This is a genomic window from Martelella sp. (assembly GCF_984369615.1).
Window position 1 is genome coordinate 1 of the sequence record NZ_CFHTCS010000151.1, and the last position, 9,883, is coordinate 9,883.

Below are 9,883 nucleotides of genomic sequence, written 5' to 3' on the forward strand. Positions count from 1 at the left end.
ACGATTGGTTGGCTGTCTTGATGGCGGCGCTCCAGGCGTTGGTCGGCGGCAAGACCGTTGATCTCCCGTTCGATGTCGAACAGTCGATCGATCCGTTTGACGGCGTCCAGCGCAATAGGCGAGATCGTCGCGGCTTTGCCACCACGTTTGGCGTTCGTGGCGATGTCAGCCAGCACGAAGAACTTACGACGCGAATGTGCCCAGCAGAGTGCCTGGCGCAGAGGCGCGGGATCGCGATCTGCCTTGAACAGCGGATTGTAGCCGCCATAGGCATCTGCCTGCAGAATGCCGGTGTAGGTCTTCAGGTGGCGCTCGGGATGCTCCTGTCGCCGGTCTCGTGAGGCATAGTAAAGGGCAGCAGGTGGTGAGTGCCCGCCAAATGGTCGGTCATCCCGGACATAGGTCCAGATGCGACCGGTATCGGTCTTTCCCTTCGCCAGGATCGGCACGGTCGTGTCATCACCATGCAGTCGTTCGGCCGCCAGAGCATGGGCCTCGATCAGCGAATGGATGGGCCTGAGGGCCGCGGCACACGCGCCAACCTGGTCAGCCAGGGTCGAAAGGCTGAGATCGATCCCCTCACGGGAATATCGTTCGCTTTGACGGTTGAGCGGCTGGTGCTGGGCGAACTTCTCGAACAAGATCATTGCCAGAAGGTTGGGCCCGGCAAAGCCTCGTGGCGTCACATGGAAGGGCGCTGGGGCCTGCGTGATCTTCTCGCATTCACGGCAGGAGAACTTTTCCCGCACGGTCTGAATGACTTTCCACTGACGAGGAATGACCTCCAGGGTCTCGGTGACATCCTCGCCGAGCTTCGACAGCTTGGCCGAGCCACAGCAGAGGCAGTTCGCCGGGGCGGCGATGACGACACGCTCACGCGGCAGATGTTCGGGAAACGGCTTCCGGGACGGTCTCTTGCGCTCGAAGGCCCTGACGGTAGAACCGTTGGCAACCGCCTCTGCCGCGAATTCATCTTCGCCGGCATCAGCTTCGAGTTCTTCCAGCTGCAGTTCCATCTGTTCGAGAAGCCGCGCCTTGCGCTCCGATCGGCTACCGTAGAGTTCGCGGCGGACCTTTTCGATCTCCAGCTTCAGCCGCGCGATCAGCGCTTCGGAATGCGATACGAGCGCCTTCGCGCTGGCGGCCTCTGCTTTGGCCGTCGCCGCTTCTGCCTCGGCAGCAATACGCCGGGAACGTTCTTCAGCCAGCGCAGCAAGTGCACTGGCAAGGTCGTCCGGAAGCTGTTGGGCCGCGTCGTTCATGGGCTGATGGAATCATATTCGCTCCCCTCATTCCACTGTTTTTGCTCATCCAGCCGAGGTCGGCCGCCAGGTTTTTTGCGGCATCCGCCAGTCGATCCCTTCCAGCAGATATCCGAGCTGCGCAGGTGTGATCACCACCGTTCCATCGGCCGCCGACGGCCATATGAAGCGTCCCCGCTCCAGCTTCTTCGTGAACAGGCACGCTCCCTGGCCATCATGCCAGATGACCTTGATCAGGCCGCCGCCACGACCGCGGAAGACGAACAGGTGTCCACCCATGGGATCGCGCTTCAGCGTCTCCTGCACCATCAACGACAAACCGGGAAAGCCCTTGCGCATGTCCGTGTGGCCTGTCGCCAGCCAGACCTTCACACCAGCAGGAACCGGGATCATCGCCGACCCAGCACACAATCGAGAATGCGGCCAAGTGCCTCCGTGTCGATGTCGCTATCAACGCGGACACGACGACCGCGGCCCAGATCAATCGTGACATCGCTGCGTTTCCGGCGGGGATGCGATGAGGCCGGCGCTTCTGAGGCAGCAGGCTGGGCTGCCGGCGCGGCCTCCGAAACGATCACGGGCACCAAGGTGCTCGATCCCGGCATCGACGGCTCCTCGATCCGGCAGAGTTCCTTGCGCCACCGAAAGAGCTGACTCACGTGGATGTCGGCCGATCGTGCAATCTCGGAAAGAACCGCACCAGGCTCAAGGCAGGCGGCAACCAGCCGCTCCTTGTCCTCGCGAGACCAGCGCCGACGGCGCTCGACAGACGTGATCACTTCAATCGAATGCTTGGTCATAGGACTACTCCTAGTGTTTGCACTAGGACTTCCAATGTTCACGCCATTCTCGCAAGACGGCCTTCACCGGAGGCATACTTCGTAAGTCCAAATAGTCGCTTTATTGGCGACGATAAAGGCAGGCTCTTCGGAAGCCAGAGCGTGGATTTGATTGCCGATTTTGTATAGGTATGGTCCGATTTTAAGGCTAGGTTTCAGCTTGAATCTCTTGTTGCGGCTGATTTCTCTCTGACCGCTTTTCGCCGCCGTTTCATCGGTCACTCACCGGGATCACGGTTGTCCTGCTGTCACGATCGTCAAGCTGAAGAGCGAGCAATGCGGACAGGGCGGCCGCCTGTCGCCGTTCAGCACGTTTGCCTGCAACCTGGTCGAGGGTCTCGGCAGCATCAACGGCGTCAGCCGCATCAATGGCTGGAACGCAAGGGCCGCACGATCACCCTGTCCGCCATCGCAACGCCCAATATCGGCTCGTTCGACCTGCCGGTCGATTCCTACCGCGATCGCGTCTACGGCAGCACGAAGGATGACATCCGCTTTGTGATGGTTCGAGACTGATTTCGATTGGCAAGCCCAAAAAAGCCGTCTCAAGCGGCCTTGCGCAGATCCGTATCGAAGGCGCCCTCAACCTGTCGGCAGTCGTTCTTATCAGCGTCCGCGAACATGCTGTCCCTGCGGCAGACGACAGCCGAGAAGCGGCCTTGAGCGGCGGCGGCTCCCTCTTCCAAAGAAAGCGCATCAAAGACGATCTCGGGGGGCGTCCCGCTATCTTCGCTGAGGTAGAAAGGTTCGCTCATCCCGTCCGGCCACCAGGAAACCGACACATCCATGATGGAGGACGACGCATCGCCACCCATCAGCGAAACCTCGATCGTCAGGACGTCGCGCATGATGCTCTCGGCCTCGGGGTTGTGCGCCTGGATGGAAATGGACGTCACCGGCCCCATGGATCGGAATTCAGCCGTCGACGTCCCCTCTGATGGGATATCGAGCGTTTCCCCCGGATAGGGCGTGCCATCGATGGTGGCATCGACCGTGCCGACCGGCGTTCTTGCGATTTGAGCCTGTGCGGGCTGGACCAGGCAGAGGACGAGGCCGAAGGTTGCCAGGCGAGACGCTTGGATCAAGTTCATTGAGTGGGTCCTTTCATGCACTTATGGATACGACCAGCCGTCGTGTTCGATGCGCAAGGGTGCTTCGGGCCGCGTGGGGCGGGGAGAATCTTCTCGACGTCCACCACTTCCTCTTGTTCCTCATACGCTCCGCCATTTCCGAACAGGATGTCATCGTCGAAATCGGCGATCAGGTAGGAGCCTCCCCGTAAAATGTTCCGCGCGGGGCCATCGAATCAATCCAACGTGCCAATGTGAACCCCGTTTGCGGGTTTACGGCCTAAGGGCTACACGTCAGCAAAAGTGCGTCAGAACCAACTCTCGGTGGAAACGGCGGGTCAGTTCTCAGTGGCAATCAACAAAGAGACGCTGCGACGTCGGATCGTTTCAAGCTGTTGCCAACCTGATCAGCGCGGTGCATTCGGGCAACGGCGGCGGGCTTCGGCCCGGTTTTCGTTGAAGTCACCGATGAAACCTTCAATGCCGCGTGCGAAACGTGCCAAAGAGCTCCGGCTTCTGGTGTGGCCTGCACAATTTTCATCGCTGAAAGGACGGTTCGTCATAACATAATCCTCACTATAGTCGTTAATTTGTACGAACCAATATACGTCCAACAAAGATGGACGAGCTACCGCTGTATCCGCATCGTTTCTATGCGCCTAGCGCATCACTCAGGGCGTGGAACGCAAGATTCCGGTTAAAAGTGAGAGTTTCGGATATTCCGACGTAACTTTTCGATGTTGGCCATGCAAACAGCGCATGCCTTCTCGGCGCAGATTATACGTACCTCTGAGACCAATACCGAGGCCGCCCAAGCCAGTGCGCGAAAGCGCCAGCACATTCCTGGCTTACGTGGCTGACCACAGCACTGCATCTTTTCTCCTACAGATACGATGCCTTTGCCGCGCCTGAGGCGGCAACCAACGCCTTGTGCAGCCTGAAGTCCTCTAAAAGCCGCATTTCACCTTTTGTCCGTCTCCCAAAAAGCGGCATGCCAAGGGACAGATACCACGCGTTCGCTTCGGGGCAATCTTCGCCGAAATGACAAATCTCAACTGATACAATCACTTATTTGATTACTAATTCAAAAATATCTACTATTGATCATTTTATATCTTGTCGAACCACGCAAAAGTGAGTAAGCATCAATGCTAACACGTAGCAGCACAATCACTGCGAACGATGTGAGCTGCAGAAGCCTTGCCAACTTTCGGCGAAATGCAGTTTTGCGCAGCTGCCTTTCAAAGAGCGCTCTGAGGGCTTTCTGCCGTGTCCGGGACACTGCGATGCTGCGGCTCAGACCAGACTTAGGCGCGGGGCAGTGGCCTTGAAGAAGGTGCGCTTCCTGCAGCAAGGAAAGACAAATGACCAAGGCACTCGAAAGCGCGCACGACCACCACACAGGCATCTGGCCTGTTATGCTGACCCCGTTTACCGAGAACCTCGAAATCGACTGGGCGTCGCTTGAAAATCTGATCGACTGGTATCTGGCGGCCGGCGTTCACGGTCTTTTCGCCAACTGCCAGTCGAGCGAGATGTTCTTTCTGAGCGATGCCGAATCGGAAAAGCTGACCCGTTTCGTCGTCGACTATGTTGATGGCCGTGCGCCGGTTGTTGCGTCGGGCCACACCGGCAATGCGCCCGGCCATCAAGCAGAGCAACTGAAGGCGATTGCTGAATGCGGCGTTGACAGCGTCATCATGATCTCCAATCGGCTGGCCGCTCAGGATCAATCCGATACCATAGTCCTGGAAAATCTCGCTGCTCTGACAGAAAAGCTGCCGACCAATGTCGGCCTTGGCGTTTATGAGTGCCCCTACCCCTATAAACGCCTCTTGAGCGAAGAAGCCGTATCATGGGCCGCGAAGTCCGGTCGCTTCACTTTTCTCAAAGATACCTGCTGCAACATCGAGATGCTGCGCCGACGCGCCGAACTGGCTAAGGGAAGCCGGCTGCATATCGCCAACGCCAATGCCCAGACGCTCCTGGAGAGCATGAAAGCAGGCTGCCATGGCTACAGCGGCGTGATGGCAAACTTCCATCCTGCACTTTATGTCTGGCTGTTTGAAAACTGGCAGAAAGAGCCCGGAAAAGCGGAGATTCTGTCCAAATTCCTGTCGCTGGCCGCCCTGACAGAAAGCATGAGTTACCCAGCCTGCGCCAAGGATTTTCAGAAAGCCGTCGGCAATTTTGCATCAGTGAAATGCCGTTCGCTGACCACCGGCAGCTACTTCGACAATCATGTCTCGTCGACAGTTTCGCAGATGATTGCTCTCGGAGACTGGCTGAGCCAGACGCTTGAACTCGGCCTTCCCGCAACGGCTTCTCAACCGGAAAGCCGGGTTGCGGCCGAGTAGACTGAACGACCACTGTTATCGAAGAGGAGGAGACCTTGTCGATGATGAATGTAAAGCTAAAGACAAAAACCTTTATCGTTCCGCCAGACCATACCCTGTTTCGGAACTGCCACGCTTCCACTGTTATTGTCCTCCCAGACAATACCCGGCTCACCGCCTTTTTCGGCGGTGAGCGCGAAGGCGAAGGCGATGTCGCCATCTGGACCGTGCGCGGAGACGGCGAAAGCTGGGCCCCCCCCCGCCGCCTCTTTGCCGAAGACGGCCTTGCGCACTGGAATCCGGTTCTCCTCAACGAAGGCAATACGGTCTGGCTATTCTACAAGGTCGGCCCGACGGTCCACACATGGACGACGCGCTGGAGCCTCTCGCATGATGGCGGACTGACATGGTCAAAGCCAACTGAGCTGGTTCCCGGTGACAGCGGACCGCGAGGCCCGGTGAAGAACAAGCTTCTTGTGATGTCCAATGGTGAATGGCTGGCTCCGGCTTCGGTTGAAACCGAAGAGATCTGGGATGCATTCGCGGATATTTCCGCAGACGAAGGCGAAAGCTGGACCCGCTGCGATGTTCCCTTCGCCCACCACAGCAATAGTGACCCGCACGATAATGGCGGCGTCTGGGGCGGACTGGCCGAAAACGCGTTGTGGGAAACCGATCCGCAGAAGGTTTTCAGATGGGATGGGGTGATCCAGCCAAGCGCGTGGGAATCGGCTCCGGGCAAAATCCATATGCTGATGCGCTCGACCCGCGGTCACCTTTACAGAACAGATTCCGATGATTTCGGCCGGACATGGTCTGAGGCCTATCCGACCGGAACCGTCAATAACAATTCCGGCATCGATGTTGCCGAAACCGGCGGCGTACTTGCGCTTGCCTATAACCCGAATGGCGGCAACTGGGGCCGTCGTACGCCTCTTTCCCTGGCGCTTTCAAATGATAATGCCAAAACTTTTCAACGAGTTATCGACCTCGAGACTGAAGAGGGCGAGTTCTCGTATCCGGCAATCATTGCCAGAGGCAAAGAGCTTCACCTGACTTACACACACAACCGTAAGTCAATCGTCTACTGCCATTTGACACTGGAGGATGGCTCGTTTTCCGGTCTGCAAAAGAGATAGACAGACCGGGAATAACCAGCACAACAAGGGAGTTGAGAATGCTGAAAGCAATTGGACTGGCGCTTTGTGGCGTACTGGCTTTGGCCAGCGTGCAGGCCACAGCGCAGGAGCTGACTTATCCGAAGAAGAACATCACCGTCATCATCCCGAAGAATCCGGGTGGCGGCACGGATACCTCAGCCCGCCTGACACTGGAATATGCCAAGAAATACCTGCCGGAAGGCGTGATTTTCGTTCCGGAAAACAAGCCCGCTGGCAACGGCGTGACGGGCCTGATCGAGGCTGCCCGCGCAAAACCCGATGGGCAGACACTGGTCATGACCACCGTTGAACTGGCTATGTTCCCGCATCAGAACAAGTCGCCGGTCAACTACGAGAACTTCACCGGTCTTTATGCACCGATCGCCGACCCGGCTTCTCTGGTTGTCAACGCCGACAGCCCGTACAAGACGCTGGAGGATTTCGTCGAAGCTGCCAAGGAAAACCCGGGGAAAATCCAGGTTGCCAACTCCGGAACGGGCGCGATCTATGATCTTGCTACGATCAACATGGAACAGCAGCTGGGTATCGACCTGAAGCGGATTCCGTATTCTGAAGGCATTGGCCCGGCAATCGCCGCGCTCGTTGGCGGTCATGTTGACGCCGTTGTCACCACACCGGGTGCAGCCAAGCCGCAGATCGATGCCGGTGCACTGCGTATGCTCGGCGTCATGGATTCCAAGCGTTTTGCACTGTTCCCCGATGTTCCCACCTTCAATGAAGTTCTGGGCGCAGGTACAGATACGCAGCTGCGTGCATGGGCAGCCATTGCAGGCCCGGCCAACATGCCGGCAGAGGTCAAAGGTCAGCTGATCGAAGTCTTCAAGGCAGTTGCTGCGGATCCTGACTTCCAGCAGGCCATGAAAAACCAGGGCATCATGCCCAGCACACTGGTTGGTGATGAAGTTCAGGACATGATGAAGCGTGACGATGAAATGTACGCCAAGCTCATCGAAGACTCCAAAAATTCCCAGTAAGCAATGATTGTTGCGCTCAACCGCGGCCCTGAAAATTCAGGGCCGCGGCCCCGGGCGGGGAGGAAAGCAATGAAAAAATACAATGTTCTGGTGGCTGCCGTTTCCATTCTTTTTGGCCTTGGCATCTTCTGGTTCTCCCGTGGTCTTTCGACGATGTCACCGGATGGTGTTCCCGGAGAAGCCTTCTGGCCACACATGATCGCCTGGCTTCTGATCGGCCTCGGTCTTCTTCAACTGATTGAGGTTCTTGCCTTTCCCGTTATCAATGCAGGTCGCGAGGTCATTCTTGGCGCTCCGGGAAATCTTTTGGCCTATCTTGCCGCAGCCGTTGCCTTTGGTTTTGCAACGCTGATGGTATGGGCAGGTTTTGTGATTGCAGGCGTCATCATGATGCCGATCATCATGCTGATCATGGGTGAACGACGCCCGCTGATTATCGGGGTTACAACCGCCGCCGCCATCGGCGTCATCTGGTTCTTCTTCGTTCACATCTTCAACATTTCGCTGCCGGCCCCGGCATTTCTGGAATAGCGCCGGGAAGGAACCAAGATCATGCATGATATTATTCAAGCTGCAGGCATTGTTTTCAGCTATCAGGCGCTTCTGATCGTATTTATGGGCACGCTTGCCGGCATTCTCATTGGTTCGCTGCCGGGCCTGACTGTGAACATGGGCATCGCTCTGCTGATGCCGCTGACATTCTCCTTCCAGGGGTTGGAAGGTATCCTGATGCTGCTCGGCGTCTATTGCGGCGCCATTTATGGCGGCTCGATCAGCGCCATCCTGATCAATACACCCGGAACACCCGCATCCGCCGCAACGGTGCTGGATGGTTACCCAATGACGCTGAAGGGGGAGGCTGGAAGGGCTTTGGGCCTTTCAACCGCAAGCTCGATGTTTGGCGGTCTTTTCAGCGCGATTGCGCTCATCATCATTGCGCCGCAGCTTGCAAGGGTCGCCACAGGACTGGCTGCTCCGGATTATTTCGCGCTCGGCGTCTTCGGGATATCCATCATCACCTCGGTTTCCTCCCAATCGGTTATCAAGGGCCTGATGGGTGGCTGCATCGGACTGTTTATCGCTACGATTGGCCTTGATCCGATGACCGCAGGCATGCGCTTCACATTCGATTCCTTCTACCTGATGGGTGGTATTTCCTTCGTCCCGGTTCTTGTCGGCCTGTTTGCTTTCTCGCAGGCCCTTCTGGGGATCGAGGAAAACTGGAAGGAGATCCGCGAAAATGCTCCAGCCCGCCCGAAAACGAAAATCACCCGCGTTCTGCCGACATGGGCCGACTTCCGTCGCGTTCTGCCGACCTATATCCGGTCCTCCGCGATTGGTACTGCCATCGGCTCGATCCCGGGCACAGGCGGCGATATTGCTTCCTTCATCTCTTATACGGAAGCCAAGCGCTGGTCGAAGCATCCGGAAGAATTCGGCAAAGGCTCGATCGAAGGGGTTTCCGCACCTGAAGCCGGAGCCAACTCGGTTGCCGGTGGTGCCATGGTGCCCCTGATGACGCTTGGTATTCCAGGCGATGGCGCAACAGCCATTATGATGGGCGCCTTCATGGTGCAGGGTCTCCAGCTTGGTCCGCTGCTGTTCACAGAGCACCCGGTTGAGGTCAACACGATCTTCATCGGCCTTCTGGTCGCCAACCTGATGATGGGGCTACTGGGTTTCTCCTCGATCCGCCTGTTCACCCGCGTCATGTCAGTTCCCCGTAAGCTGCTGGTTCCGATTATTCTGGTGCTCTGCACCGTTGGCGCCTATTCAGTGAATAATACGATGACCGATGTGTTCGTCATGATGATTGCAGGGGTCTGCGCCTACGTCATGCTGAAGCTCGACTTCTCGATGTCGCCGGTCATCATCGGCATTATTCTCGGGCCCATGGTTGAAGGCAATCTGCGGCGTTCGCTGATCATGTCCGATGGCGATTTCTCGATCTTTGCGACCAGCCCGGTCTGTGCAATTTTCCTGGTCATTGCGCTTCTGACCCTGACGATCCCGGTCATAGGCCCGAAGATCAAGGCGCGCCGTCAGGCTCGCAAGGCAGCCGAAGACGGTTTGAGCGCGTAGAACGCGACACATCAGACCCAAACAAAAAGCCGGCGGAAAACTGCCGGTCTTGTTGTCCGGGTAAGTGCGGCATCAAATGGAAAAGCTAGCGCATCGGCCCGAAAATCGGAATCGATTTTCGGAAAGCACGATGCGTAGA

General features: G+C 57.3%; 10 protein-coding genes. 6 read left to right on the forward strand and 4 right to left on the reverse strand.

Features of this window, described 5'->3' with window-relative positions; genetic code table 11:
• From tnpC to tnpA, 3 genes are all read right to left on the reverse strand, one after another.
• The coding region (gene tnpC, locus AC5DC2_RS13010) for an IS66 family transposase (protein WP_491698781.1) at positions 1–1,262 on the reverse strand (1,262 nt) is incomplete at its 3' end.
• A 45-nt stretch (positions 1,263–1,307) separates the two neighbouring features.
• Entirely contained in the window at positions 1,308–1,655 is a 348-nt protein-coding gene (gene tnpB, locus AC5DC2_RS13015; RefSeq protein WP_491698782.1) for an IS66 family insertion sequence element accessory protein TnpB, read from the reverse strand.
• Positions 1,652–2,062, reverse strand: coding sequence for an IS66-like element accessory protein TnpA (tnpA, locus tag AC5DC2_RS13020; RefSeq protein WP_491698783.1), 411 nt, complete (start codon positions 2,060–2,062; stop codon positions 1,652–1,654). Before tnpA ends, tnpB begins: the two co-directional genes overlap by 4 nt.
• Positions 2,063–2,377: 315 nt before the next feature.
• Between tnpA and AC5DC2_RS13025 the strand changes: the two genes are divergently transcribed.
• On the forward strand, positions 2,378–2,617 hold the full coding sequence (locus tag AC5DC2_RS13025; protein ID WP_491698784.1) for a hypothetical protein: 240 nt from the start codon (positions 2,378–2,380) through the stop codon (positions 2,615–2,617).
• 29 nt (positions 2,618–2,646) lie between these two features.
• Here AC5DC2_RS13025 and AC5DC2_RS13030 read toward each other — a convergent pair whose 3' ends face one another.
• Positions 2,647–3,192 carry a hypothetical protein gene (locus AC5DC2_RS13030; protein ID WP_491698785.1) on the reverse strand — a complete coding sequence of 182 codons (546 nt, stop codon included), beginning with the start codon at positions 3,190–3,192 and terminating at the stop codon, positions 2,647–2,649.
• A gap of 1,343 nt (positions 3,193–4,535) precedes the next feature.
• Between AC5DC2_RS13030 and AC5DC2_RS13035 the strand changes: the two genes are divergently transcribed.
• The 5 genes from AC5DC2_RS13035 to AC5DC2_RS13055 are packed head-to-tail and all read left to right on the forward strand — an operon-like array spanning position 4,536 to position 9,744.
• Positions 4,536–5,528 (forward strand): dihydrodipicolinate synthase family protein, encoded by a 993-nt coding sequence (locus AC5DC2_RS13035; protein ID WP_491698786.1) that lies wholly within the window; start codon positions 4,536–4,538, stop codon positions 5,526–5,528.
• Positions 5,529–5,569: 41 nt separating this feature from the next.
• Positions 5,570–6,646: a sialidase family protein gene (locus AC5DC2_RS13040; protein WP_491698787.1), complete on the forward strand. Its 1,077-nt coding sequence runs from the start codon at positions 5,570–5,572 to the stop codon at positions 6,644–6,646.
• 38 nt (positions 6,647–6,684) lie between these two features.
• Positions 6,685–7,662: a Bug family tripartite tricarboxylate transporter substrate binding protein gene (locus tag AC5DC2_RS13045; RefSeq protein WP_491698788.1), complete on the forward strand. Its 978-nt coding sequence runs from the start codon at positions 6,685–6,687 to the stop codon at positions 7,660–7,662.
• Between the two features lie 3 nt (positions 7,663–7,665).
• Positions 7,666–8,193, forward strand: coding sequence for a tripartite tricarboxylate transporter TctB family protein (locus tag AC5DC2_RS13050; protein WP_491698789.1), 528 nt, complete (start codon positions 7,666–7,668; stop codon positions 8,191–8,193).
• A gap of 21 nt (positions 8,194–8,214) precedes the next feature.
• Positions 8,215–9,744 carry a tripartite tricarboxylate transporter permease gene (locus tag AC5DC2_RS13055; protein WP_024709204.1) on the forward strand — a complete coding sequence of 510 codons (1,530 nt, stop codon included), beginning with the start codon at positions 8,215–8,217 and terminating at the stop codon, positions 9,742–9,744.
• The last annotated feature ends 139 nt before the right edge of the window (positions 9,745–9,883 follow it).